Below are 24,081 nucleotides of genomic sequence, written 5' to 3' on the forward strand. Positions count from 1 at the left end.
GCAACCTATTTCATCAAGTATTCATAGAAGGGACGCGGTTCTCATGGGGGTTGAAATCGAGCGAAAATTTCTTGTGCGGGAGGATTTTCATCCGGATGCTGCCGGAACGCCGATCGCGCAGGGGTATCTCTCGCGCGATCCCGCACGGACGGTGCGGGTGCGCATCGCGGGAGAGCGTGCTTATCTGACGATAAAGGGGAAAAACGTCGGTGCCGCGCGTGCGGAGTTCGAGTATGAGATCCCCGCCGCCGACGCGCGGGAATTACTCGCGCTCTGCGATGCGCCTCTTGTAGAGAAAACGCGCTGCCGGATCCCGCACGCGGGGCATCTGTGGGAGGTCGACATCTTTCACGGGGCGAACGCAGGGCTCTGCGTTGCCGAGGTGGAGCTCGGCGATGAGCAGGAAAAAATCGACCTCCCTCAGTGGATAACAAGAGAAGTTACGGGGGAAAAACGTTACTACAATTCGTCGCTGATCGCGCATCCCTACATACTGTGGACAGCGGAGGAACGCGGTGTTCATCCACTCCGGTCTGTGGATAAGTGAGATGAGGCTCCCTACAAAATATAGGATTCAGATACTTTTCAGATTCTATATATAGGGTTATCCACTGCTTTATCCACATTATCCACAGAAATCGGAGCATCGTTCGGATTTTTTATCCACACTGTGCAAAGATATGTGGATAAAGGCATTTTCGGGCTTTTACACAAATTTATCCACAGACTTTTACACAGCTGGGGATAACTTATGACAATGTGTTAATTTTATGTTTTGCTCTCATCGGAAAGGTATTTTTACATATGCAAGAATGGGAAATCTGTCTGCGGCTCGTGCTCTCGTGCATCATGGGCGGCATCATCGGCTACGAGCGGCAGATGCGGCACAAATCGGCGGGTCTCAGAACGAACATGCTCGTCTCGCTCGGCTCGTGTCTCATCATGATCATGTCCGAGGCGCTCTACGACAACGTCGAGGGCAAGACGAACGCCGATCCCGCGCGGCTCGCGGCGCAGGTCGTCAGCGGTATCGGCTTCCTCGGGGCGGGCGCGATTATGAAGGAGGGGCTGACCGTCACGGGGCTGACGACGGCGGCGTGCCTTTGGGTTGTGGCAGGCGTTGGACTCGCGGTCGGCGCGGGATTTTACTTCAGCGCGACGGTGACGACGCTCATCGTGTTCCTCGTCCTCGGCAATCTCTCGCGGCTCGATGCGTGGGTGGACAGCGACCGCCTGCTCTCGCTCTCGGTGCACACGGTCGACCGCCCGGGACAGATCATGCGCATCAGTGCATGCATCGAGGATCTGCATCTGCGCTCGCGCGGGGTGAAGGTGCATACGGACGAGGACGAGGCGCCGCAGGCGGGAGAGCGGCGCATTTACGTCAGCTTTGAGGTTTTTAACACGGAGAACATCAAACCCGCCTTTATTGTGGATGCGCTGCGGCAGGTGGACGGGGTGCTCCGCGTGGACGTGGCTTGATTGTGGAAAAGAGGAAGTACAATGATCATCACATGGGACGAGTATTTTATGGGCATCGCGATTTTCTCCGCCTATCGGAGCAAAGACCCGCACACGCAGGTCGGCGCGTGCATCGTCAACGAGGATAAGCACATTGTCGGCGTCGGCTACAACGGGATGCCGAACGGGTGCGATGACAGCGAGTACCCGTGGGGGCGGACGGGTGAGTTCGCCGATCAAAAATATCCCTACGTCGTCCACGCTGAGCTCAACGCCATCCTCAACGCGAGCACATCGCTCAAGGGTTGCCGCATCTACGTCTCTCTTTTTCCGTGCAACGAGTGCTGCAAAGCCATCATCCAGAGCGGCATCCGCGAGGTCGTCTATCTCTCCGATAAATACGCCGCCACCGACAGCACGAAGGCATCGAAGCGGATGCTCGCCTCTGCGGGCGTTGTGTGCCGGCGGATGGAGACGGATTTGACGGAGGTGCCGGTGTCGTTCACGCCGGTGGAGACGTGACGCGGGATTTTGGCGCATAACTGTGTCACTGTGAAAAATACTGCGCTCGACGTAGGTCTTTAACTACGCCTTCGCTTGTATTTTTCTTGTTCCTTGTTCTGCATCCAAACTTCCGCGTCACTTAAGTTGCGGTATTGAGAGGCGGGATTTTCGTGCCTAGCGTCGTCAGTTTATGCAGCAGTACGTTACGCCGCCATAGCGAGCTTGAGGGCACGGCAGTGCCGTGCCCCTACGGGGGCGGCGTGGATTGCTGCGGGTTCATAAGAAGGCACCGTCACTTGCATTCTCCTCATTCCTAGCCGTGTATCCAAACTTCCGCGTCACTTAGGCTGCGGTGATGAGAGGTGGGATTTTTGTGCCTAGCGTCATTATTCGTCGAATCCTGCGGGGGCGCAGAGTTCCAACCCGATGTGCTGCGTCCATAGAGGAAAGGAAATGGATCGAGATACTTCGGATCGGATGCGCTGTATTTCACTGGCCGTTTACATGGCGGTGTCGTTTTATTTTGCCTTTGATTTGATATTTCTCGCTGTCTATACGCTGATTGCGTGCGGCAAGGGCGGCGCATACGGCGTCGGGGTCGCCGTTCCCGCGATTTTGGTGATCGTTCCGTTTGTTCCTATTGTCAAGGAAATCCCGTGGAGACGGCTCTGTCTCGCTGCCGGGGGCGGGTTTTTCCTCCTGTACGGCGCGGCGCTCCTTTTGGTGGAGCCGGAGTTTCTGGAAGATCGGCTGTTTGAGATTACGATTCTCGTGGTGTCGTACATCGTGATTCAACTGGTCGCGCTGCTGCTTCTGCGATATTTTTTGACGGTATGGAAAAGCGCGGGCAGGGGTGAGCGTCGCCGTTTTCTGGGGCATATGGGGGCTATTCTATTATTTAGGAGGGACGCCCGTTCTTTCGAACTGGTTTTTCCGCGGCGCAGCATAATATTTATAGACGAGAAAAGCTGCCGTATTTGTCATGCGGCAGCTTTTTCATGCAGTGTTCTGTTATTTTGGGGCGGTCAATAATGTATGACGTTCTCGGCGCGCCGGATTGCACGGCGTACATCGGCGCTCTCCTCGGACGTCAGATAGGCAAGCGTCGGCGCGGGGACGAGATCGGCAAGCTCTTTCATGCGTCCCTCGCGGATGCAGGTGCGGACGCTCGATGCGCTGATGGGCGCGCCCGCGTGCTCCTTGCGCGGGATGATCTCGCAGGTGATGCCCGCCTGCGGGAGGAGGCGGTGCATACTGTCGTTGTAGAGGCTCGTGACGTGACTCGCCTGCTCCGCACCGACGAAGCGGCGCGTGATGCCGAGCGCGGCGGCAATCTCTGTAAAGACGACGAGGTCGAGCGCCGCATGTCCGCGGATCGCCTCGTCCTCATCCTTTTGAAAATAGCTCGGGAACGTCGCCTGACTGACGATGTAGGGACCGCTCGCGTGGCAGACGACATTCGGCAGATGCGCCGTGCCCGCCCGCACGAGCCGCTCGCGCACGGCGCCGGGGAAAAAGCTCACGTCCTCGCTGACGATAAAGACGTGCAGGAGACCACTGCGCGCGGCGGCGTATTCGATGAGATATTGGTGCCCGAGTGTGAACGGGTTCGCGTTGAGCACGACCGCGCCGATGTTTTCATATGTGCCTGCGGGCGTCTCCGCCTTCCATTTGGCAAGCATTCCGGAAAAGCCGTCGGGGCGATTCTCCATAAAGACCACGCGGTTCGGCACGCGTGCGACCTCGTAGAATCCGAGCTGCTTAAAATACGGTGCGGTCGTCGGTTTCGTATAGAGAAAGACGTTCCCGTTCCCGCGCGCCGCCTGTACGCCCATGAGGTGATCGAGCAAACGGCGCAGCATCCCCTCGCCGCGGTGTTCGGTGACGACCGCAAAACAGCGCAGTGTATTCCCCGCACAGCTCCCCGTCGCAATGAATGTGCCGTCCGCATCGCGGATCGCGCAGGTGTAGTCCACATGCGCGTCGAGCCGCAGCCCCTCGTGCTCTAAGAGGGCGCGCACGGCACTTATCCCCGCCGTGTCGTCCGGGGCGATATGGATGATGTTAGACATAGTGACCGCCTTTCAGTTCAAATTTTATAGCCATAGATTGTGTGATACAAGGGAATATGCCGGACGGCGCGGGGCGTCATGTGGATCTCAGATGCTGCAAGGCATCGCCCGCGCGGGTTATAGGTTGACCTTCCAAGAGCCGGTCTTTCGCGCACCGATCCTCTCAATCAGCCCGTGTTCTTTTAGTCTTTTTGTAACGCGGGTGACTGTATTTTTTCCGATACCAAGGACAACGCATAGCTCTTTTCCTGTTATTCTTGGATTCTTTTGGAGTTCAAGCAAGACATTTTTTTCTGCTGCGGATAGTTTTATAGTATCATTTATAGTGCCGGTGTCGTTTATACCCCCATTTATACCCCCATTTATACCCCCATTTATACCCCCATGATCCGTATCATTCCCGGTTATACCCCCATTTATATCCCCTCTATCCGTATCATCCCCGACCGCCCCCACCATAGTAGTTGCGGCTTCGGGCAGCGGGATGCTGATCCGGAACACGTCTCCCTCGACGAACTGCGGCGCGCCGCCGGAGTACATTTCCGTATATTTATAGGTGTTTCGCATCCCGGAGCCGAGCTCGTCGGCAAGCCCGATCTCACGAAACACTTTTGAGATCGGCGGATTCTTCGGAAACGGCTCAAAAGCCGCGGGATTCAGGGTGCCGTAACCGTGCGAAAGGTTTGCATTCTCCGTGAACATGCGCTCCTTCTCGATTATGAGTTTTGCGACGTAGGCGCTCGAAAAATCCCGATGCGCGAGCAAATTGGATACTACTTCGCGCAAAATATGATCCCGCGCACTGACACTTTGCACGCCCTCCAGGTGGAACGTATCGCTCAGATGTTTTTGCCCGAATGCCAGCAGGCGATCGTAACTTTCGAGCAGGTTGGTCGTCACAACGTCGCGGTCATCGTAGCGGTCGGTATTGAACACGCGGAACAGCGCATCCGTTTTGTACTGCGGCAGGACGGACATGATCAGTTGATCCGTGCCGAACAGCAGGATGGCGGCGAGCGTGATGCCTTCGCGCCCCGTGTGATGCTCTGTGAGCATGAGACCCGCACTGCGGATGATCTCTTCGTCCGTCATGCTCATCCATGGATGATTGTTCGTGCGTATGCGCGTCATCCTGCGTGCACGATCGAGCAGATCCGCGCGGAGATCCCTGACGCCAAAGACCGGGAAGATTTTATTCACATAGTAGCTGCCGCTTTTCCGCGCATAGAGCCGAAACACCTCGTCCGAATGATGCGTGATGTCAATGTCGGCGTCGTGATTCCGATCAAAAATCCGCCCGCGGCATCGGCAGACCTCCTGCGCGCTCGGCACGCGGATGTAGAGGAGACGTTTTCCCTCCGCTTCGTATTCCATCGGCGCGAGATAGAGCGGCGGGTACATTTTATTTTCGTTGTTGATGGATGTCACAAAGTCCCTCTTCATCCGGTCAATGTGATCCGGCGCAATTCCGACGATCTTGCCGTGATCATTTACACCAAGAAATATATGCCCGCCGTTGCGATTGGAAAAAGCGCACACGGTCTCATACACATCCTTCGTGATGTCCGTCTGCGACTTCTTAAACTCGACGGTGACGCTTTCACCGCCGCGTACGAGCTCCATGAGTTCCTGCGGCATCCGATCCACTGCAACAACCACCTTATCGTGCATTGAAAACATTGTATAGGATAATTCTATCATAAATCCGTGCGTTTCGCCATGCTTTCACGCAGACTCCGCCTCGTGCGTAGACTTTTCCCCGCGAAAATGCTATAATGACCGTGGATTTTTATGAGACGAACACGAAGAGGTGACATTTTGGATTTGAATTTTGGAGAGGGCCGCGTCGTCCCGGTCAATCTCGAGCACGAGATGAAGAACTCCTACATCGACTACGCGATGAGCGTCATCGTGGCGCGCGCGCTGCCGGACGTACGCGACGGGCTAAAGCCGGTGCACCGCCGCATCCTCTACGCGATGCAGGGCTCCGGCATGACGAGCACGAAGCCGTACAAAAAATCGGCGCGTATCGTCGGTGAAGTGCTCGGTAAATATCACCCGCACGGCGACAGCTCCGTTTACGACGCCATCGTGCGCATGGCGCAGGATTTCTCCATGCGCTACATGCTCGCCGACGGACACGGCAACTTCGGCTCGGTCGACGGCGACTCCGCCGCGGCGATGCGCTACACCGAGGTGCGCATGTCGAAGATCGCGGAGCTGATGCTGCGCGACATCGATAAGGAAACGGTCGATTTCACGGACAACTACGACGGCTCGGAGAAAGAACCGACCGTCCTGCCGGCAAAGTTCCCGCAGCTCCTTGTCAACGGCACGGCGGGCATCGCGGTCGGCATGGCGACGAACATCCCGCCGCACAACATGACCGAGGTCATCAACGGCACGCTCATGCTCATCGACAACCCCGACACGACTGTCGAGGAGCTCATGGGCGTCATCAAAGGCCCCGACTTCCCGACGGCAGGACTCATCCTCGGCACGGAGGAGATCCGCAAAGCATATACCACGGGACGCGGCGTCATCAAGATGCGCGCGCGCGCCCACATCGAGACCATGTCGAACGGCAAGCCGCGCATCATCGTCACGGAGCTCCCGTATCAGGTCAACAAGGCGCGTCTCATTGAGAAAATCGCCGAGCTCGTCCGCGACAAGCAGATCGACGGCATCACGGATCTCCGCGACGAATCCGACCGCAGCGGGATGCGAATCGTCATCGAGCTGCGCCGCGACAGCGCGCCGAACGTCATCCTCAACCAACTTTATAAACACACGCAGCTCCAAGACAGCTTCGGCGTCATCATGCTCGCGCTCGTTGACGGACAGCCCGTCATCATGAATTTGCGGTCAGTCCTTGGGCATTATATTAGTCACCAAGAGACCGTCATCACGCGGCGCACCCAGTACGAGCTCGCAAAGGCGGAAGCGCGCGCCCATATCCTCGAAGGACTGACCATCGCGCTCGACCACCTTGACGCCGTGATCACCACCATCCGCGAGAGCCGCACCGCCGACATCGCGCGCACCGCGCTCATGGAGGGATTCAAGCTCACCGAGAAACAGGCGCAGGCGATCCTCGATCTGCGTCTCCAGCGTCTCACAGGACTTGAGCGCGAGAAGATCGAGCAGGAGTATCAAGAGGTGCTCGCCGCGATCGAAGAGTTCAAGAGCATCCTTGCCGACCGCAGCAAAGTCCTCGCCATCATCAAAAACGAGCTCATCGAGGTGCGCGACAAGTACGGCGACGAGCGCCGCACGGAGATCACCTTCGACGCGAGCGAGATGGACATCAAAGACCTCATCGCCGAGGAGGACGTCGTCGTCACCCTCACCATGAGCAACTACATCAAGCGCATCCCGCTCGACACCTACCGCCGCCAGCGGCGCGGCGGTGTCGGGGTGAAGGGCATGGGGACGAAGGAAACGGACATCGTGAGCGACCTCCTCATCACGACCACGCATCACGAGATCCTCTTCTTTACGAACCGCGGACGCGCCTTTGTGCTGAAGGCATATGAAATCCCCGAGAGCGGACGCGCGGCGAAGGGCACTGCCATCGTCAACCTGCTCGCCGTCGAAGCGGACGAGCGCATCACCGCCGTCATTCAGGTACGCGAGTTCAAGCCCGACCGGTTCCTCTTCCTTGGCACGCGCAAGGGCGTCGTGAAAAAGACCCCGCTCGCCGAATTTGCGAATATCCGTAAGAGCGGACTGCGCGCCGTCAATCTCGACGAGGACGACGAACTCATCGGCGTGAAGTTCACGGACGGCGAGAACCGCATCATGCTCGGCACGCGCCACGGCAAGGCGATCACCTTCCCCGAGGACGGCGTGCGCTCCATGGGACGCATCGCGCGCGGCGTGCGCGGCATCACCCTCTCCGACGGAGACGAGGTCGTCGCCATGGACATCCTAAAGAGCGGCTCCGAGGTGCTCACCGTCACCGAGGGCGGCTACGGCAAGCGCACCGCGGCGGACGAGTACCGCACGCAGACGCGCGGCGGCAAAGGGCTCATCAATATGAAGGTCACGGAGAAAACGGGTTCCGTCGTCGGCATCCGCGTCGTCCGCGGCAGTCAAGAGCTGATGCTGATTACGACCGAGGGCATCGTCATCCGCACGACCGTCGACGAGATCTCCCTCATCAGCCGCAACACGCAGGGCGTCAAGCTCATGACCATCGCCGAGAACGACCGCGTCGCCTCCATGGCAACCATGAACATGACCGTCGATCCGCCGATGGAATAAGAAAATATCAAAAACCGCATAGAAAACGGAGCCGATGCACAGCCAAAATGTGCGTCGGCTCCGTTCTTTTCGTTGGGGCTCAATTTTCATTTTTTGACGAGTCGGGCGATGCCGATGATGCCGGCGACGGCACAGACGAAGGAGAATGCGGCGAACATGAGGGAGCCGTCGGTTGGCGCGACGACGAGCGGGTCGAGGAGCCTGCGGAGCGGTATATCGTGGGCGAATGAGATAAATTGCAGGATACCGAAGGATTCCGATATCGGCAAGAGCGCGAAGGGAATGGGAATGAGCGGAGCGAAGACAAAGACCGCTTCATAGGGACTGCGTCCAAGCGTGCGCAGGCGGCGGATGACGAGCGGGAGCGCAGCGATGGGATAAAGCGCCGGAGCCATGGCGAATAGGTGCATATGTGTGCCGAATGGCAGGAGGCCGAGCCCTATGAGGATAAAGAATATCGGAACGCTGACGAGATATAGGGCAGTTGGGACGATGATGCCCGCGGCAGTAAGGAGCAACAGCGTTTGTACGATGAACGGTCTGCGCTCGATACTGCCGTTCGTGGAAAGGAAGGCCGCGCGCATAGGCGGGAGCTTATTAGAGATAGACGGAGCCCCCCAGCGGTTCTCAGCGGGACTGCCTTTTTTGAAGAAGAGAAATGCAGCGTAGGCTGATAGGAGCGGAAGGGTGACCATAAATATGAGAACGATGAAAAAAATCGAGCCGGCGAGAATATCATTCATATCAGTCGTCAAGTGGAATCCGCCGATGTATCCGGTCGGGGTGCCGCTGATCATCACCGACAAGGTAATGCCGATGCTTAGGAGGGACGAGACGAGCGTGAGCCCAAGGATGATGAGCGAGCACGGGACGAGCGGCAGGGCGAGCCAGCCGCTGCAGTTCATATCGTGCAGGCGGCGAATGACGGCGGGGAGCGAGAGCGTCAACAGGGCGAGGCAAACGGCGATACACGCGATGAACCAAGCGCCGGTCATCATCGTCCAGAATGCGGTCGTCATATCGCGAAAGAAAAATGCCGCGACGTAGTAGATGAGAGGAATGGAGAGCACCTCTAGGAGCAGGAATATGAGGCCGGAGCCCCCGAATAGGATGCCGACGGTCAGTGCAAAATCACGCCGCGAGAGTCTGCCGCTGCGGGAAAAAAGATCAAGGGGGATATATTCTCCCTTCTTTGTGTGCCTATTGTGATTTTCGCCTTGCTGTGTGGCGGGTGTGCCGGGGGCGGCGCATACGGGGGGTGGTTCTTTCGTGAAATCGCGTATGTCGGCGGATCCGAGCGGATCGTGGCCGAACCGGTTGTCGCCCTCCGTTCCCTTTGCAAATATGAGATACAGACAGAGGATGACATCGACGAACGGGACGAGGCGGAGCAACAGGAAGAAGCCTGACAGGTTAAGGTCGTGCAGGCGGCGAATCTGGAGCATGACACTGGATACAGCGTATGCAAGTACCACGACCCCCATGAGAGCTATGATGATCCATGTGACGATTTCACTATGGCGCAAATGCGGACTGAGCAGATCTAAGACGGAGGCAAGCAGGAGCATCGCTGCGCACATGAGGCCGAAGACGGCAAGCTGCCGCTTGAAATGACGCATGCGGTTGAGACGGCCGCGCCACGCGAAGAAGTGAGCGCGGAAGCCATGGTCGATCGGGTGCATGGGAATCCTTTCATTTACGGTATCGTGAAAACATTAAAAGTTATGCAGAGGAAAAGCAAAGGGGTGTCACACGAAACAAACTCGTGCGGCACCCCCTCGTTTCATATGATATTATTCTTTCGGCGCGGTATCTGTGCGGGCGTAGGGATTGTCGTTATGCTCCGGCACTGCGGGCGCAGTCTCGCCGTAGACATACCCCGTCATATCGAGAGGATCGGAACCGTAGTCGTTGTCGCCCTCGGTTCCCTTTTTGAAGAACAGGTAGAGCCCGAGGCCGATGTTGACGAGCGGCACGAAATTCAGGAGGCAGAAGAAGCCCGACATATTGAGATCGTGCAGACGGCGGATCATCAGCATGTAGGCGGAGACCGTAAGCGGCAGGCAGAGCAGGAAGAACAGACCATATAGACCGAGCATCGCCGCCGTAAGTGCCCCCCCGTTCTGTGCGGGCTGCGGCTGGATGCCGGCGGCGATTATAAAGAGGATCATGATGATGATGTAAAGTGCAAAGCCGATGCCGAACAGCGCAAGGTTGCGGAAGAGATAGCGTTTCCGATTGAGCCGTCCTTCATAGTTGAAGAAGTTCTCCTTGATTCCGTTATCGATGGTGTGCATAATAGCTCCTTTCATAATACGATGATCGTACGTTTATCATTATACCATAGAAACGTGACGCAGCTCAAATGTATTGTCGGGTGTCCTTTTGGAGCAAACGGGCGATACTGACAATACTGACGATGCAGCAGAGGACGGTGAGTGAGACGAGCGCAGCGGAGATCAGGCTCGGCACCGCATTGTGGAATGAGAGAACGGCGGCGGGGACGGCGAGCAGCGGGAAGAGGAACAGACCGATGAAGAATGCGGGCAGAGAACTTGCGGTGTTGAGAAGCCGGAATGCCCGAAGCGGCTCACCGGGGAAAGAAGCGGAGACACTGTAGACGATCGGGAGAGCCAGATTGTTATAAAACGTGAGAAAAAGCCCCGTCCCGCCGAACAGTGCGGCGAGCGTCAGGGCAAAACTGCGCCGGGACAATCGACCCGCCGTGGTGAAAAAGCGCAGGGACGATACCGTATGCATAAAGACTCCTCTCGGTGCCGCAAGCCGTTCCGAAGGCTTGCAGCATGAAAAATTTTCAATCAAATAGGTCATCCGCCGCGGTTTGCTGCGGATGACCTTTGGTATATGGAAGCTCTCTAGCCGTCGGTCTCCTCGTTTTCGGTGGAGACGGCGTTGCGCCCCTTTTCCTTGGAGACGTAGAGCGCACGGTCGGCGCGGTCGATGAGGGCGCGCAGGCGATCCTTGTCTCCGTGCCATGTGGATACGCCAAAGCTCATGGTCACACCGGCGAGGACGACCTCGAGCTTGCGGCGCAGCTCCTCGCAGAATGCGGCCATCGTCTCGAGATCATAGTGCAGGGCGAGCAGTATAAACTCGTCGCCGCCGTAGCGGATGAACACATGGCGGCGGTCGATCTCGTCGTGTACGGTGCGCGCGATCTTTTTGAGTACGTTATCACCCTCGAGATGCCCCTTCGTATCGTTGACCGACTTGAAATGATCCACATCAAAGATCGCAAACGAGAATTTGAATCCGCGCTCATTGGCAAGCGCAGAAAATGCATCGAAACTTTTTTGGAGCTGGAGCCGGTTATAGCAGCCCGTGAGTGCGTCCCGCACCGCCTCTTCCTGCGACTCGCGCAGCTCCTGCGATAGCTCCGTATTCTCGCGGGCGAGCTTTGCGTCGCTCAGCATTTGCTCGCGCATGAGGAAGAAGATGAACGGCAGGGTCGTATAGACGGAAAATACCGTCGTTGCGAGCATGACCGCCGTTTGATGGTACTCCCAATGATAGGCGTCGATGCCGCCGAAGATGACGAACGAGATGAGCGTCAAAGAGGCGTAGCGGCACGCGGGGTGATGCTTCCAGCTCGAGCGGATCACAGCGTGGATGAGTACGAGGAACCCGACGAGCAGAACCGGATAATAAATGTAGAGGAAATTCGTATAGCCGCTCAGACCGACAATCTCGGTCAGCGTTGAGACGGCAAAGACCAGGACAAATATGCGCCAGGTCGATTGGATCCGCCCGATGTAGCGCGGCGAGACGATTTCCCGGATGACCGGGATCACGGAGAGCGGCAGGATATAAAGCGTGATGAGATGCAGCTCCCACCATAGATGGCTCAGACCGAAGACGCGGGGAAAGAACGATGAGGTTCCCGCCGTCCATAGGATAAAGACGCCGAGGAATGTGATGAGATAGAGATGGGTCTTTCGCCTGTGTGTCGAGTCGCGCCACATGAGCCCCATGAGGAGGAGCATGATCAGCGTGACGGCAATCGACAAACTCGAGATGTAGATGGCATCCGTCGTACTGAGTTTGCGTATCAGGTTCCCCTCGTTGCCAAATGCGAGATAGCCGATGCTTCCCAGCCAGTTCGGATCGGAGCTGCGCAGCATGATGGTCAGGCGCTTGCCCGCGAGATTGCTGTCAAAGTGCACATAGTGAAACGCACGCCCGCGCGTGTCGAGCAGCGACGACCAATCGCCGTGTGTGTAGACGAGATCGTTGTCCGCGTAAACATAGGCATCCTGATTTGACGTTGTGAAAAGGATGTGATCGCCGACGAACCGTGCCGAAACCGGAATCTCAAACGAAATATAAACGGTCGTCGTTCCCTTCGGCACCTTTGGCGGCACCGGAAAATCATAAGGGTGCCAATCGTAGCGATCCGCACGGAATCCAATGACATCCTTATAGTCCGGTTCGCCCTCGATGTACGCATACTCCGCCCGGATCGAGGGATCGAGCGGTGTCTTGAGTGTATGCCATGCCGAGGCAACGATGAGTGTCAGCAATGTAACGGAAAGCAGGGTAATCCAATTGCCCCGCGGGAAAGATACAATCTTGTTCATACAGGCATCCCCCCGGCTGCCATATTCTCCCCAATAAGAACATTAATTTGATTGCAGATATATTTACATATTTTTTTCATTATAGCACAGTCCAAGCAGAAAATATATCCTTTTTATGAAAAACGCACTGCCTCTCTATTGAAGAAGGCAGTGCGTGGTACGAGTATTCTGTACTATACGCTAAAACAAGATAGATTGATATGGTCAAAGCCGGAAAGAAATGATTTAACGCGCCGTTCAATCTCATCTGCGCCGCCCTCGGCGTTCGACTCGATATTGAGCGGCATATTCGGATCGTGCAGGGATATGCGCAGGAGTGCCCAGCCGTCCGGGAAAACGACGCGTACGCCCTCGTAGGAGGGGGCGGCAATCGAGAGACCCGCATCCCGTACGCGCTGCTCGAATGCAGCGAGAACCTTCGTGCCGTATGCTTTTACATCGTTCGCGCCTTCAATTTTGATGCGCAGCTCGCGCGCTTCCTTGGGGGCGCGCAGCGGGGCGATGAGATCCGCGAGAGTGCGCCCCTCGCTGTGCGCTTTTGCGGCGGCGATGAGGAGTTTCACCGCGAGATACGCGCCGTCGTCGAGGTAGTAGTTCTCACTGAGCGCGCCGTGCCCCGAGGTCTCAATCGCGAGCGGGGAGACCTCCCCTGCTTCATTCCGGCGGATACATTCGTTGATGACGTTCTTGTAGCCGCGCATGTAGCGGAGATGTTTGAGCCCGAGATGATTTTCGAGGAACTCGGTGAGCCCGTCGGAGGTCACGGAGTCGGTGACGATGGTGCTGCCCGGATAGTCGGGGGCGAGAATCGCCGCCATCATGGCAATGAGGGCGTTCCTGCTGATGTCCGTGCCGTCTGCGAGTACGGCGCTCATGCGGTCGACGTCGGTGTCGAAGATGAGCCCGAGGTCGGCGTCCGACTCGATGACGGCTTCCTTGACGGCGCGCATGGCGGCGGGATCCTCGGGGTTCGGCACGTGGTTCGGGAAAAGCCCGTCCGGGTCGAGGTAGCGGCTGCCCGTCGTGTCCGCGCCGAGCGGGGTGAGGATGCGGCCGGCGAAAAAGCCGCCCGCGCCGTTGCCCGCATCGACGACGATATGCATTCCTGTGAGCGGCTGCGCACCGCCGCCGAGCGCCGTGCGGATTTTGTCCACGAGATATTCGCTGTAACGCCCGATGAGGTCAAATTTCATCACATGGTCGAGCGTACCGTGCGCCTCCTCCGCTTCCGATGCGTATGTGAGGATTTTGATGATATCCTCTTTGTCCGTGCCGCCTGCCGGGGTGAAAAATTTCAGCCCGTTGCGGTTGTACGGGAGGTGGCTCGCGGTGATCATGACGGAGCCGTCGGCGGCAGTGTCCTCAAAGATGGTCGCCATGAACATGGCGGGCGTCGAGGCGAGCACGCAGTCAATGCCGTGCGCGCCCGTGTGGGTGATGCCCGTCAGCACGCAGTCCTTGATGGCGAGTGCGGAGATGCGCGAGTCGTGCCCGACGGCGATGCGCAGTTCGTCGGGGTGTTTGCCCGTCTGCTCCGCGAGGAAACGGATGAAGCCGGCCGCGATACGGTTCGCCGCCTCCGGGGTCAGCGTTACGGGCTCGTCCGGAACGCCGGGAACGGCGACGCCGCGGATGTCGCTGCCGTTTGCGAGCTTCATGAAGTCGGCGTGGGTTAAGGGCATGGTCATCCTCCTTGTTTATCGGTACAGTGAAGCGTGATCGCTGTGCGCCAGAGTCCCGCATCATAGCCGCAACCTGAGTGAGGCGCAAGCTTTGATGCACAGCTAGGAATGCGGAGAATATGAGCGCCGGCGTAGTTAAGAGCTACGTCAAGCGAAGTATTCGACAAATGACAACGCTGTGCGCAAAGATCGCGCCTCACGTCTATCCGAAGAATTCCTCCTCGGCAGCTATACACAGCGCATGATAGATCGGCAGATGATATTCTTGAATGACGTACGTCTCGCTTGCGGGCGCCTTGATTACGATATCCGCAAGATCGTCTGCCGCGACGCGCCCGCCGGGTGTTCCGGTGAGAGCGACCGTCGTAAGACCGAGTGCTTTTGCGATCTCAAATGCATAGATGACATTCTTTGAATTGCCCGAGGTCGTAATGCCGAGGAGTATATCCCCCTCCTTCCCCAGCCCCAATACCTGCTGCGCAAACGTCAGATCGGGCGCCTGGTCGTTTGAGAACGCCGTGCTGATGGCGAGCTGGGAAGGCAGCGAGATCGCAGGCAGTGCACCCTGTAAGTTCTGCATGAAATAATCGACGGCGCGCGGATCTTTCGCGTCACATACCGCGTGAAGCTTATCGAGCATTGCCTCATCGAGGTGGCGCGGCAGGAGGAACCCTTTCATCAGCTCGCCGACGATGTGCTCGGCGTCCGAGGCGGAGCCGCCGTTGCCGCAGACGATGAGCTTGCCGCCCGCCCGGTAGCATTCGCAGAGCGCCGTGATTGCCGCGCGGATATCGGTGCCGCATCCCTCGAGTGCGGGATAGCGTGCAATGAGCGTATCAACGGCGGCGTAGGTGGATGGTTTGACCATGATGTTATGCTCCTTTATGATTCTTACTGTACCTTCTATTATAGCGGCTCAGCCGGCTTTTTCAAGAGGAGAGAGGCAACGGGGACTTGGCGCACGCAGTGTTATATCCGGCGGCGATACGTTGTACCCGGCAGTTGCCGGGGGCGATACGCGGGGGGCTTCCCGGGATCTATATGCGTGCAGCAACAGAATACGAATGTTTTGCACTGTTCAGAGGGAGGATCTTCATCGAATTTAAAGTTATTTATCTTTATTTATAGATATTTATATTTATTTTATTGAATTGATTTTTATTTATTTTCCTACAGACGGTTTTAGAGGAAAAAATAAGACCGCCGTGCGAAATATAAACGCGCAGCGGTTATTTTAGATGCAGTGATGCTATGAAATTATAGTGTTTGGCGGCAGCTTTCCGGGGTGAAAACAAGGACGCGTGCGGCAAAGGGGCATTTTTCTTTCATGCGGGTGAATAATGTGCCCTCTTTGAGGAAGGATGCGGTTCCCGTGAGCAGAAATCCGGTGCCGGGGCCGATATATCCCTCGACTTCGCGCGCTCCGAGTGTGAGTTCGACATGGGGGTTCTCTTTGCTGTTCTTCTCGGTCTTGCGCATCCCTGCCGCCGGGATGAGGATCTGCTCCTCGTCCGTGACGATCAGGTAGCTGTTCCACGTATTCGCGATATGTGCTTCGCCGCTTGCGGAGGCGGTGCCGATGGCGACGACGCCTTCATATTTCAGGCAGTCAAAGAATTTTTCAGGAAGCATAGCGATCTCCTTTATGGATAAAACCGCCCTCGCGGGCAGTTTAGGTGCATTCTCGTTTTAGCGATTGCGATAGCGGTCGGCGATGCTGCGGGGGCTGTCGCTGACGTTTATATCGGTCGGTGACGGACTGGAGACGCCCTGCGGACGGATGTCGGTGACGGTGGGACGGGGAGAAATATCATGGACGCGCGGCGCACTGCGGTAGACGTTCTCCTCTTCTTTACGACCGCGGAAGCGGTTCCAGATCCAGCGGATCGCCATGACAGCGATAAAGACGAGAGCGACGTTTGCAAGGACACCGAGCAAATCGGCGAGGAAGCCGCTGCCCAGGCCAAACATGGAGGCGAGCATGGAGCCGAGGAGCATTCCGCCCGCGAGGAACCCGATGCTGCGCAGGGCGTTGCCCCAGCCGGTGCCGCTCCTTGCGGCGTTTGCCGTGCCCGCCGCCGTGCCGGGCTTGGCGGCGTTCGGAGCGGTCTTGCCGAGATCATTTGCGCTCTTGGAGGGGGCGTAGCTGCCCCCGTTGCCGGAGACGGATTTGCCGCTGTTGTTTTGCGCGGGCGCTGCCTTCGGTGCGGCAGGCGCGGAACGCGGTGCGATGCGGGCGCCGCCGCGGGCAGCCTCGGCCTCCGATACGAGGACGCCCTGCACGGCGGTCGGTACGAGGATCGGCGCGGCGGCGACGGTCATGGAGGTGATCATCGCGGCGGCGAGGATTTTCTTGAGGTTCATTTATGATTCTCCTTTTTTATGTAAAATTCGGTGTATGATGTTTACGTCTATTTGTCCCGCGGCGGCGCCGCTTGGCATTTGCCTTGTCAAAAAAGCGGCGCTTAAAAATCGCTGCGGCAAACGCCGCGCGGCTGAGCCCTCAAACGATTTAGGGCGGCATAACGAATCGCCGTATGAAATGACACCGCTATACGCCAAAATCCCGCAGATCAAACCGTACAGTAAGTGACGCGGAAGTTTGGATGCAGAGCAAGGAATTGAGGAAAACGCGAGGAAGGCGTAGATGAGCCCTACGTCGACGAAGCGTTTGACGAAAATGACACAGCTATGCGCCAAAATCCCGCGTCACTCCTTATAAGACTTCACATCTTCCGGAAATGCATAAATCTCCCCCACCGTATCAAGCTCTCCCGACAGATAGCGGTCGATATCGTCAACGTCAATGTAGAGTTTGCAGTCGATGTCGAGATAGCCCTGTTCGCGCCCGTCGGAGAGATCGCGGATCGCGATGAGCTTCTCGCGGAGTTTCAGCAGGTCGCTGCGCGTCGCATGGACATCCAGCCGCAGCTGCGGTACGCCGTATTCTTTGAGGACTTCTTCCATCGTCATACGCTGTGACATAGGTATCTTCCTTTCTTTCGTATGTTCAGTCTATCATATGTCGCTGAAATCAGAATGAAATGATTCCGGTTTCATTTTGTCTGCTGCTGTCTCTGCTTGAGGGAATGGAGCGCACGCTCAAGGGTGCGCTTTTCGTGCAGATAGGATTCGTAGTCGAGATCCCCGGCAGCGCCGCGCATCCGCGCATTCAGTGCTGCGATTGCCGCCTCCAGGCGGCGAACTGCGCTGTCTTCAGCGGTCATAGTCCCCTGCTCCTCCTCCGTATTCATAAGTATTCGGCGGGTGCCGCGTCACAAAAGGAACGGGCGCCATTCTTCTTTTTCTGTTACTTCATAGGGGATGTGCATGGTCTCGAGAAGCACGGCGGTGCGCCGCATCGCGTCCTCAATGTCCGACTGCGCGGAGTATAATTCCTTGGCGGGATTGTATACGCCCGGTGAAAAGTAATAGGTGCTGCTTTGTCGGCCGTCTTTTTGTCGGATGCGGATGGACATGCTGTATCGGTCTGCCTCCGAACATCATGCGGCTCCTTTCCTTTTGTGCACGTGTGAAACATGATTGCTGCGCGTATTATAATTTCCGCGGATGCGAAAAGGGACTGCTGCACAGTTCCCTCATGCAGCAGCTCCTCATAGGCGGCGCGCCGTTAGAAGAAATGTCGTTCGAGATTGTTTTGCAGCACGCCCTCATCGGAGAAGATGCCGGTGCCGAACCGCAGCACGAGGGTGTGCGGCAGCGCTGCGGCGCGGATGGTGACGGTATCGGCGGCGAGATCCCGTGAAAAGGAGATCGCTTCTTTGGGCGCGAAGTATTCCTCCCCCGCCGTTTCATTCCGAATGGCGATGCCCTCCCGATAGAGGATGATCTCGTGATGCCGGTCGGTCTTTTTGCGCAGCTCAATGACCGTGAAGATGATCATGAGGACGCTCATCAGGTTGAGCTTTCCGGCGTTCCAAAAGCCATCATGAAAAACATCCCTTTTGGGCGAACGATTCGTCCGGTCAGATTATGATACGGCGCCCGCACTGTCTTTTTTGGTGCGGATGATTTATAATATACGTTGCCATTGTTACAAAAAGATTGGAAGGAGAGGCGTCCTTTTGAAGAAAGATTTTTATGAAAACGCATGGGAAAATGCACTCATGCTCGCGGCATCCCTGCGCAGGGAGCATCGGCGGCTCGTGTTCGCGCGTACGCTTGTGTTCCCGGCGGCGGGGGCGGCGCTGATCCACGGATATAATCGCGGAGCGGCGGGAGAGATGCTGCTCGGGCTGTTTCTCGTCGTCCTCTTTGCCGTGCTCGTGGCGCGGCACGCGCGCCTGGAGAGGCGGCGGCGCTTCATGGAGGCGTATCTCTCAGTCGTGGCGGGGTATCTGGCGCGGTTTGCGGGAACGTGGAAAAGCGAGCCGGTGACGGGGGCGCAGTACCGCAAGGCGAAGCGTCCGCCCGATGCGGATCTGCATATCTTCGGTACGGCGTCGCTCTATCAGTACCTTTGCTGTGCGCGCACACTCGCAGGGCGGGATCGGCTTGCCCGCGCGCTCACGGCGACGCCGCGTGATCTCATGCGGACGCGGCGGCGGCAGGCGGCGGTGGCGGAGCTGCTGGCGCATCCCCTGCTCTGCCTCGAGCTCACGGCGCGCGGGGCGCGGCTGCCGGATGGGCACGACACGCGTGCGCTCGTGCGGGAGCTCGCGCAGCAGGTCTCCATCTCGCCCCGCCTATACTGCGCGGTGGGGGCGGTATTCTCGCTCGCGGGATTTGCGGCGCTGCTGTGGGCGCTGCTTGGCGGCGGGACGTGGGGACTGCCGCTCACGATATGGTCGCTCAATATGGCGCTCGCGCTCGTCTTTTACCCGCGCACACAGCGCGTGCTCGCGCCGCTCGGACGGATGGCGCAGGAGCTGCGGCTCTACGGGAATATCTTTCGTGCGCTCGAGCGTGCGCCGCTGCGCGGGGATGCCCTGCGCGAGACGCTTGCCCCGCTCTCAACGCCCATGCGTGCGACGCGGGCGCAGAGCAGCCTGACGCGGCTTGCGGACTGCGTGGCGATGCGTCGGAACTTTGTCTTTTTCGTCCTCGCAAATGCGCTGTTTTTGTGGGATTTCCACTGCCGCGCATATTTTGCACGGTGGCGCACCCGAGCGGGGGCTGCGGCGCCCGGGTGGCTTGAGGTGTGGGCGGAGATGGAGGTCTTGCTCTCGCTCGCGATGATCGGACATACGCGCGAGGAGCACGCCTTCCCGACGTTCCTCGACGATGCGTCGCCGCGTCTTGTTGCAAAGGGCGCGATGCCGCTTGTGCTCACCGAGGAGGCGGGCACGCCGAACGATGCGGATCTCTCGGCGGGGATGCTCGTCATCACGGGTTCGAATATGTCGGGCAAGACAACGTATATGCGTGTGCTGGGTTCTAACATGGTGCTGGCATACGCAGGCGCACCTGTATGTGCAAAATCCTTTGCGCTGACGCCGATGGCGGTTTACACCTCAATACAGATTCAAGACGATCTCGCGGGCGGCATCTCGACGTTCTACGCCGAGCTCCTGCGCATCAAAAAGATGATGGCATACAGCCGCAAGGGGCGCCCCATGCTCATCCTGATTGACGAAATATTCCGCGGGACGAACTCCGCCGACCGCATCGTCGGCGCGCGCGAGGCGATCCGCCGCCTGACGCTGCCGCACGCAATCACGATCGTCACGACGCACGACTTTGAGCTGTGCGACCTTGGCAAGGAAGGCATTCCGATCAGGAATGCACACTTTGAGGAGCACTACGAGGGAGATAAGATTCTCTTTGATTTCAAGATCCGCGAGGGAAGATGCAGGACGACGAATGCACAGTACCTCCTCCGTATGGCAGGCATATTGACGTGACGCGGGATTTTGGCGTATCACTGTGTCATAACGCTTGTCCTGTTATGTGTTTTCGTGACAGTATGCTAAAAACCTGCTATAATAGGAACGTATTTTATGGGATGGAAATGACGGGCGGCACGCCGCGGAAAGGATACGGGATGAACGAGCAAGGTGCGCGCCCTGCCGCGACGGCGGGGGTGATGACGGCCGCGGCGGTGGTCTATGCGCTCGCGGCGATCTATCTGCCCATGCTGACGATGGTGCTGGGGCTGCTCTGGCCGGTGTTTGTGGCGCTTGTGGTCGTACGCGTTGGGCTCAAATGGGGCGTGCTGATGACAGCCGCGTCTCTTCTCCTCCTGATGCTCTTTGCGACGCCTGTGATGGGCGCGTTCTTCGTGCTCGCGTTCGCGCCGACGGGGCTCGTGCTCGGGGCGCTCGTGCGGCGTGATCGTTCGGCGGTGCAGACGCTCTTTGCGGGGGCGGCGGCGTCGCTCGGCGGCAAGGTCATGGGCGCGGCGCTGATGTTCGCGCTCTTTGGGCTCAATCCGCTGATGATCGACGCGGCGGATATGACGGCGGCGCTCGACCGGACGATCGAGATCTATCGGTCGCTCGGTATCGCGGAGACGGAGATCACGCAGCTGCGTGCGGCGGGCGAGCAAATGCTAACGCTCTTCGTACAGATGCTGCCTGCGCTTCTCATCGTGAGTGCACTCGCGGAGGCGGCACTGTCGCTGACAATCCTGCAGCGGGTGCTGCGCCGCATCGGCATTGTGACTGTATCGCTGCCGCCGTTTACGATGTGGCGGTTTCCGGTGTTCTTCCCGTATCTCTTCGGATTTGCTATTGTGGGGCTGTACTGGGGCTCTACAAGAGATGTTACGCTGCTGTACGAGGCGGCGCTCAACGCGTATCTTATCTCGTTTTTTGCGGGACTCATCCAAGGGCTCTCGCTGATGCACTTTATGATGACACGCTTTGAGGTTGCGCCCTTTGTCCGCACGCTGCTCTATGTGTTCGTGGCGATCAACGGGCTCGTGACACAGGTCGTCTCGTGGACGGGGTTGTTTGACATGGTCTATGACTATCGGAAAAAACTTGGTATCGATAAACAAAATATACAATAACCATATATTAGATATAAACTTGCAATAATACCCCGCCAGGGGGAATGCGAAACGGTGAGGATGCACTTCTCACGTTTCGGAAGAAGGTGATTCTATGCCGCGGAATTTATCCGCGTGGATCGATTTGACGATTCATTTGATCGTCATGCTTGCGCTTGCGCTCGTGACGTTTTGTTACAATACCTATGTCGGCATGGCGGCGCTCGTTTTGTGGGCTGCCCTTGCCGCGTTCGCGTGGGAACGTTGTCATGACAGAGAGCGGCGATTTGAACGCTACTGTATGGGCATTATCCGTAATGTAAACGAGGTAATGAACTATGCGGTGGATCGACTGCCGCAGGCGATCCTCGTTGTGAGCAAGGATGGTCATCTCGAGTGGTGCAATCGTCAGCTTGGCGACTATCTCGGGACGCCCCCGCCGGAGCAAGGAACTGCCGTAGCGGATTTTTGGCAGGAACTCGTGATCGAGCTCCTTTGGGGGATGGAGGGCGAGTACCGTTTTACGCACGAAGGACGGACGTATCGGGTCTATCATCGCCCGCTGCCGACGCCCGCACAGCACGATCCGCTGATGGCGTTCTACGTGGAGGACGAGACGGAGCAGGCGAACCTCGAGATGCGGTTCCACGCGAGCCGCACTGCCCTCCTCTACATCCAGATCGACAATTTCGACGAGATCATGCAGGGGCAGACGGAGGCGGAGCGCTCGCTGCTGCTGCTCGCCGTGCGCGAACGTCTCGACGCATGGATGGAGGGACTCGGCGGGTTCATACGCAGCATCTCGGACGGCGAGTTCGTCGCGCTGCTCGACCGCGCAGCGCTTGATCACGCGATTGCGGAGAAGTTTGATATCCTCGATCAGGTGCGCAAACTGACGAATACGAAGGGGCTGCCCGTAACCCTCTCGATCGGGCTGTCGCTCTCGACCGATCAGTCGCTCAAAACCCTCGGCGAGGAGGCGGAAGCGAAACTCGACCTCGCGCTCGGGCGCGGCGGCGATCAGGTCGCGCTCGATATCGGCGGCAAGACGCAGTTCTTTGGCGGAAAGGCAAAGGCGGTTGAAAAACACACGCGGGTGAAGGCGCGCGTTGTGGCACACGCCCTGCGCGACATCATGGAGGGCGCGGACGAAGTATATATCATGGGACATCACAACGAGGACTATGACTGCTTCGGCGCGGCGATGGGTACGCTGTGCATGGCACGCGCGCTCGGGAAAAAGGCGCACATCGTCCTCAGTGATATGAACGAGGGCATCGACCGGTTCGAAGACGTCCTGCGCAAGGACGAGTCCTATGCGGACGTCTTTGTCCGTGCGGGGGACATCGCGAGCGTCGCGTCCGCATCGGCGCTGCTCGTCGTGGTTGACGCGCATATCCCCCACATTCTCGCGGATCCGTCGCTGCTCGAGCGCATCCCGAAGGTGGTCGTCATTGACCACCACCGCCGCAGTGAGCATTTTGTCAAAAATCCCCTGCTCGTTTACATCGAGACCGCTTCGAGCTCGGCGAGCGAGCTGGTGACGGAACTGCTCATGTATTTCGGCGAGAACATCCGCCCGACGAAGTTCGAGGCGACGGCGCTCTACTCGGGCATTGTCGTCGATACGAAGAATTTCAACGTGAACACCGGCATCCGCACGTTCGACGCGGCGGCGTACCTGCGCCGTGCGGGGGCGGATCCCGTGCTCGTGCGCAGCCTCTTTCAGAGCGACTACGAGACGACGGTCGCGCTCGCACGCGCGAAGGCGACGGCGGAGTTTTTCCCCGGCGGGCTCATCGTCGGCAGCATCCCCGAGCAGATTCAGAACGGACAGATCATCGCCTCGCAGGCTGCGGACGGGATGCTGCGCGTGGACGGGGTGCGCATGAGCATCTATGTGTTCCAAATGACCGTCGACACGGTCGGCATCAGCGCGCGTGCCTCAGGCGATATGAACGTGCAGGTGATTATGGAGCAGTTCGGCGGAGGCGGCCACGCGAACGTCGCGGGCGCACAGGTGAAGAACGTCCCGCTGCGCGAGGTGCGCGCCGCCGTCATTGAACAGGCAAGGAAATATATAGAGGAGAGTGACCGCAGTGAAAGTGATACTACAGGCTGACGTTAAAAATATCGGGAAAAAGGGCGAGATCGTGGAGGTTGCGGACGGCTATGGCCGCAATTTCCTCCTGCCGAAGAAACTGGCGCTGCCCGCGAGCGCGGAGAACGTGAACGTGGCAAAGGCACAGGCAGGGGCAAAGGCGCGCAAGGACGCCATGGCGGAGGACGAGGCGCGGCTGATGGCGGCGCAGCTCGAAAAGGTCACGGTGGACATCCCCGTGCGCATCGGCGAGAATGGGCGGCTCTTCGGCGCAGTGACGGGGAAAGACGTCGCCGAGGCGCTGAAGAAGCAGAACATCGACGTCGACCGCCGCAAGATTGCGATCCGCGGCGAAGTGACGGGCGAGGGCATTTACGAGGCAGTCGTGAAGGTGCATCCGAGCATCGCCACGACGATCAAGATTCACGTTCGTAAGGAATAGTCT

Annotated in this window: 23 protein-coding genes; 9 read left to right on the top strand and 14 right to left on the bottom strand. The window is 58.0% G+C overall.

Going from position 1 to position 24,081, the window contains the following annotated elements:
- Positions 1 to 43 precede the first annotated feature (43 nt).
- The 4 genes from HMPREF1147_RS10235 to HMPREF1147_RS10250 all read left to right on the top strand — a co-directional run bounded on the left by HMPREF1147_RS10235 (position 44) and on the right by HMPREF1147_RS10250 (position 2,997).
- Positions 44 to 547 (top strand): CYTH domain-containing protein, encoded by a 504-nt coding sequence (locus HMPREF1147_RS10235; RefSeq protein WP_009658840.1) that lies wholly within the window; start codon positions 44 to 46, stop codon positions 545 to 547.
- Between the two features lie 257 nt (positions 548 to 804).
- Positions 805 to 1,482: an MgtC/SapB family protein gene (locus HMPREF1147_RS10240; protein WP_009350843.1), complete on the top strand. Its 678-nt coding sequence runs from the start codon at positions 805 to 807 to the stop codon at positions 1,480 to 1,482.
- Positions 1,483 to 1,503: 21 nt separating this feature from the next.
- The gene (locus HMPREF1147_RS10245; protein ID WP_009350842.1) at positions 1,504 to 1,983 is read left to right on the top strand and encodes a dCMP deaminase family protein; all 480 of its coding nucleotides are present in this window, start codon (positions 1,504 to 1,506) and stop codon (positions 1,981 to 1,983) included.
- Positions 1,984 to 2,418: 435 nt separating this feature from the next.
- The gene (locus tag HMPREF1147_RS10250; protein WP_009658777.1) at positions 2,419 to 2,997 is read left to right on the top strand and encodes a hypothetical protein; all 579 of its coding nucleotides are present in this window, start codon (positions 2,419 to 2,421) and stop codon (positions 2,995 to 2,997) included.
- On the opposite strand, the gene citC is transcribed toward HMPREF1147_RS10250, so the two are convergent.
- Positions 2,991 to 4,037 carry a [citrate (pro-3S)-lyase] ligase gene (gene citC, locus HMPREF1147_RS10255; RefSeq protein ID WP_009658835.1) on the bottom strand — a complete coding sequence of 349 codons (1,047 nt, stop codon included), beginning with the start codon at positions 4,035 to 4,037 and terminating at the stop codon, positions 2,991 to 2,993. The two genes, HMPREF1147_RS10250 and citC, sit on opposite strands and share 7 nt — an antisense overlap.
- Positions 4,038 to 4,154: 117 nt before the next feature.
- Positions 4,155 to 5,708 (bottom strand): RNA-binding domain-containing protein, encoded by a 1,554-nt coding sequence (locus HMPREF1147_RS10260; protein WP_037351495.1) that lies wholly within the window; start codon positions 5,706 to 5,708, stop codon positions 4,155 to 4,157.
- A 147-nt stretch (positions 5,709 to 5,855) separates the two neighbouring features.
- Between HMPREF1147_RS10260 and gyrA the strand changes: the two genes are divergently transcribed.
- On the top strand, positions 5,856 to 8,303 hold the full coding sequence (gene gyrA / locus HMPREF1147_RS10265; RefSeq protein WP_009658873.1) for a DNA gyrase subunit A: 2,448 nt from the start codon (positions 5,856 to 5,858) through the stop codon (positions 8,301 to 8,303).
- 86 nt (positions 8,304 to 8,389) lie between these two features.
- Here the strand turns inward: gyrA and HMPREF1147_RS10270 are convergent, their stop codons facing one another.
- The 12 genes from HMPREF1147_RS10270 to HMPREF1147_RS10320 all read right to left on the bottom strand — a co-directional run bounded on the left by HMPREF1147_RS10270 (position 8,390) and on the right by HMPREF1147_RS10320 (position 18,499).
- A complete protein-coding gene (locus HMPREF1147_RS10270) occupies positions 8,390 to 9,985 on the bottom strand; it encodes a DUF805 domain-containing protein (protein ID WP_009658842.1) in 1,596 nt (531 codons plus the stop codon).
- Positions 9,986 to 10,096: 111 nt separating this feature from the next.
- The gene (locus tag HMPREF1147_RS10275; protein ID WP_009437984.1) at positions 10,097 to 10,600 is read right to left on the bottom strand and encodes a DUF805 domain-containing protein; all 504 of its coding nucleotides are present in this window, start codon (positions 10,598 to 10,600) and stop codon (positions 10,097 to 10,099) included.
- A 64-nt stretch (positions 10,601 to 10,664) separates the two neighbouring features.
- The gene (locus HMPREF1147_RS10280; RefSeq protein WP_009658803.1) at positions 10,665 to 11,063 is read right to left on the bottom strand and encodes a hypothetical protein; all 399 of its coding nucleotides are present in this window, start codon (positions 11,061 to 11,063) and stop codon (positions 10,665 to 10,667) included.
- 116 nt (positions 11,064 to 11,179) lie between these two features.
- Positions 11,180 to 12,901, bottom strand: a complete 1,722-nt coding sequence (locus HMPREF1147_RS10285) for a GGDEF domain-containing protein (protein WP_009658869.1) — start codon at positions 12,899 to 12,901, stop codon at positions 11,180 to 11,182.
- A 173-nt stretch (positions 12,902 to 13,074) separates the two neighbouring features.
- On the bottom strand, positions 13,075 to 14,583 hold the full coding sequence (locus HMPREF1147_RS10290) for a phosphoglucomutase (protein WP_009658822.1): 1,509 nt from the start codon (positions 14,581 to 14,583) through the stop codon (positions 13,075 to 13,077).
- Positions 14,584 to 14,785: 202 nt separating this feature from the next.
- Positions 14,786 to 15,451 (bottom strand): SIS domain-containing protein, encoded by a 666-nt coding sequence (locus tag HMPREF1147_RS10295; RefSeq protein WP_009350830.1) that lies wholly within the window; start codon positions 15,449 to 15,451, stop codon positions 14,786 to 14,788.
- Positions 15,452 to 15,840: 389 nt separating this feature from the next.
- On the bottom strand, positions 15,841 to 16,215 hold the full coding sequence (locus HMPREF1147_RS10300) for a pyridoxamine 5'-phosphate oxidase family protein (RefSeq protein WP_009658827.1): 375 nt from the start codon (positions 16,213 to 16,215) through the stop codon (positions 15,841 to 15,843).
- A 57-nt stretch (positions 16,216 to 16,272) separates the two neighbouring features.
- Positions 16,273 to 16,947 carry a hypothetical protein gene (locus tag HMPREF1147_RS10305; protein ID WP_009658872.1) on the bottom strand — a complete coding sequence of 225 codons (675 nt, stop codon included), beginning with the start codon at positions 16,945 to 16,947 and terminating at the stop codon, positions 16,273 to 16,275.
- 345 nt (positions 16,948 to 17,292) lie between these two features.
- Positions 17,293 to 17,568, bottom strand: coding sequence for a hypothetical protein (locus HMPREF1147_RS10310; protein WP_009658779.1), 276 nt, complete (start codon positions 17,566 to 17,568; stop codon positions 17,293 to 17,295).
- Positions 17,569 to 17,639: 71 nt separating this feature from the next.
- On the bottom strand, positions 17,640 to 17,810 hold the full coding sequence (locus HMPREF1147_RS12180; RefSeq protein WP_009658850.1) for a hypothetical protein: 171 nt from the start codon (positions 17,808 to 17,810) through the stop codon (positions 17,640 to 17,642).
- Between the two features lie 48 nt (positions 17,811 to 17,858).
- Positions 17,859 to 18,062 (bottom strand): hypothetical protein, encoded by a 204-nt coding sequence (locus tag HMPREF1147_RS10315; protein WP_009437983.1) that lies wholly within the window; start codon positions 18,060 to 18,062, stop codon positions 17,859 to 17,861.
- 152 nt (positions 18,063 to 18,214) lie between these two features.
- Entirely contained in the window at positions 18,215 to 18,499 is a 285-nt protein-coding gene (locus HMPREF1147_RS10320) for a hypothetical protein (protein ID WP_009658844.1), read from the bottom strand.
- A 112-nt stretch (positions 18,500 to 18,611) separates the two neighbouring features.
- Here HMPREF1147_RS10320 and HMPREF1147_RS10325 point away from each other — a divergent pair, with 112 nt between their 5' ends.
- The 4 genes from HMPREF1147_RS10325 to rplI all read left to right on the top strand — a co-directional run bounded on the left by HMPREF1147_RS10325 (position 18,612) and on the right by rplI (position 24,078).
- Positions 18,612 to 20,447, top strand: a complete 1,836-nt coding sequence (locus HMPREF1147_RS10325; RefSeq protein ID WP_050992882.1) for a DNA mismatch repair protein MutS — start codon at positions 18,612 to 18,614, stop codon at positions 20,445 to 20,447.
- 140 nt (positions 20,448 to 20,587) lie between these two features.
- Positions 20,588 to 21,556 (top strand): YybS family protein, encoded by a 969-nt coding sequence (locus HMPREF1147_RS10330; protein WP_198002994.1) that lies wholly within the window; start codon positions 20,588 to 20,590, stop codon positions 21,554 to 21,556.
- A 94-nt stretch (positions 21,557 to 21,650) separates the two neighbouring features.
- The gene (locus tag HMPREF1147_RS10335) at positions 21,651 to 23,657 is read left to right on the top strand and encodes a DHH family phosphoesterase (RefSeq protein WP_009658787.1); all 2,007 of its coding nucleotides are present in this window, start codon (positions 21,651 to 21,653) and stop codon (positions 23,655 to 23,657) included.
- A complete protein-coding gene (gene rplI / locus HMPREF1147_RS10340) occupies positions 23,635 to 24,078 on the top strand; it encodes a 50S ribosomal protein L9 (RefSeq protein ID WP_009439470.1) in 444 nt (147 codons plus the stop codon). The genes HMPREF1147_RS10335 and rplI overlap by 23 nt, the downstream gene beginning before the upstream one ends.
- The last annotated feature ends 3 nt before the right edge of the window (positions 24,079 to 24,081 follow it).

The sequence above is a fragment of the Selenomonas sp. FOBRC9 genome, assembly GCF_000287655.1.
GTDB classification, from domain to species: domain Bacteria; phylum Bacillota; class Negativicutes; order Selenomonadales; family Selenomonadaceae; genus Centipeda; species Centipeda artemidis.

What these genes read in the sequence shown, in the direction of transcription:
- HMPREF1147_RS10235 (WP_009658840.1), top strand. Translation starts at nt 44, where the DNA reads ATGGGGGTTGAAATCGAGCGAAAATTTCTTGTGCGGGAGGATTTTCAT.
- HMPREF1147_RS10240 (WP_009350843.1), top strand. Translation starts at nt 805, where the DNA reads ATGCAAGAATGGGAAATCTGTCTGCGGCTCGTGCTCTCGTGCATCATG.
- HMPREF1147_RS10245 (WP_009350842.1), top strand. Translation starts at nt 1,504, where the DNA reads ATGATCATCACATGGGACGAGTATTTTATGGGCATCGCGATTTTCTCC.
- HMPREF1147_RS10250 (WP_009658777.1), top strand. Translation starts at nt 2,419, where the DNA reads ATGGATCGAGATACTTCGGATCGGATGCGCTGTATTTCACTGGCCGTT.
- citC (WP_009658835.1), bottom strand. Translation starts at nt 4,037, where the DNA reads ATGTCTAACATCATCCATATCGCCCCGGACGACACGGCGGGGATAAGT.
- HMPREF1147_RS10260 (WP_037351495.1), bottom strand. Translation starts at nt 5,708, where the DNA reads ATGCACGATAAGGTGGTTGTTGCAGTGGATCGGATGCCGCAGGAACTC.
- HMPREF1147_RS10270 (WP_009658842.1), bottom strand. Translation starts at nt 9,985, where the DNA reads ATGCACCCGATCGACCATGGCTTCCGCGCTCACTTCTTCGCGTGGCGC.
- HMPREF1147_RS10275 (WP_009437984.1), bottom strand. Translation starts at nt 10,600, where the DNA reads ATGCACACCATCGATAACGGAATCAAGGAGAACTTCTTCAACTATGAA.
- HMPREF1147_RS10280 (WP_009658803.1), bottom strand. Translation starts at nt 11,063, where the DNA reads ATGCATACGGTATCGTCCCTGCGCTTTTTCACCACGGCGGGTCGATTG.
- HMPREF1147_RS10285 (WP_009658869.1), bottom strand. Translation starts at nt 12,901, where the DNA reads ATGAACAAGATTGTATCTTTCCCGCGGGGCAATTGGATTACCCTGCTT.
- HMPREF1147_RS10290 (WP_009658822.1), bottom strand. Translation starts at nt 14,583, where the DNA reads ATGCCCTTAACCCACGCCGACTTCATGAAGCTCGCAAACGGCAGCGAC.
- HMPREF1147_RS10295 (WP_009350830.1), bottom strand. Translation starts at nt 15,451, where the DNA reads ATGGTCAAACCATCCACCTACGCCGCCGTTGATACGCTCATTGCACGC.
- HMPREF1147_RS10300 (WP_009658827.1), bottom strand. Translation starts at nt 16,215, where the DNA reads ATGCTTCCTGAAAAATTCTTTGACTGCCTGAAATATGAAGGCGTCGTC.
- HMPREF1147_RS10305 (WP_009658872.1), bottom strand. Translation starts at nt 16,947, where the DNA reads ATGAACCTCAAGAAAATCCTCGCCGCCGCGATGATCACCTCCATGACC.
- HMPREF1147_RS10310 (WP_009658779.1), bottom strand. Translation starts at nt 17,568, where the DNA reads ATGTCACAGCGTATGACGATGGAAGAAGTCCTCAAAGAATACGGCGTA.
- HMPREF1147_RS12180 (WP_009658850.1), bottom strand. Translation starts at nt 17,810, where the DNA reads ATGACCGCTGAAGACAGCGCAGTTCGCCGCCTGGAGGCGGCAATCGCA.
- HMPREF1147_RS10315 (WP_009437983.1), bottom strand. Translation starts at nt 18,062, where the DNA reads ATGTCCATCCGCATCCGACAAAAAGACGGCCGACAAAGCAGCACCTAT.
- HMPREF1147_RS10320 (WP_009658844.1), bottom strand. Translation starts at nt 18,499, where the DNA reads ATGAGCGTCCTCATGATCATCTTCACGGTCATTGAGCTGCGCAAAAAG.
- HMPREF1147_RS10325 (WP_050992882.1), top strand. Translation starts at nt 18,612, where the DNA reads ATGATTTATAATATACGTTGCCATTGTTACAAAAAGATTGGAAGGAGA.
- HMPREF1147_RS10330 (WP_198002994.1), top strand. Translation starts at nt 20,588, where the DNA reads ATGAACGAGCAAGGTGCGCGCCCTGCCGCGACGGCGGGGGTGATGACG.
- HMPREF1147_RS10335 (WP_009658787.1), top strand. Translation starts at nt 21,651, where the DNA reads ATGCCGCGGAATTTATCCGCGTGGATCGATTTGACGATTCATTTGATC.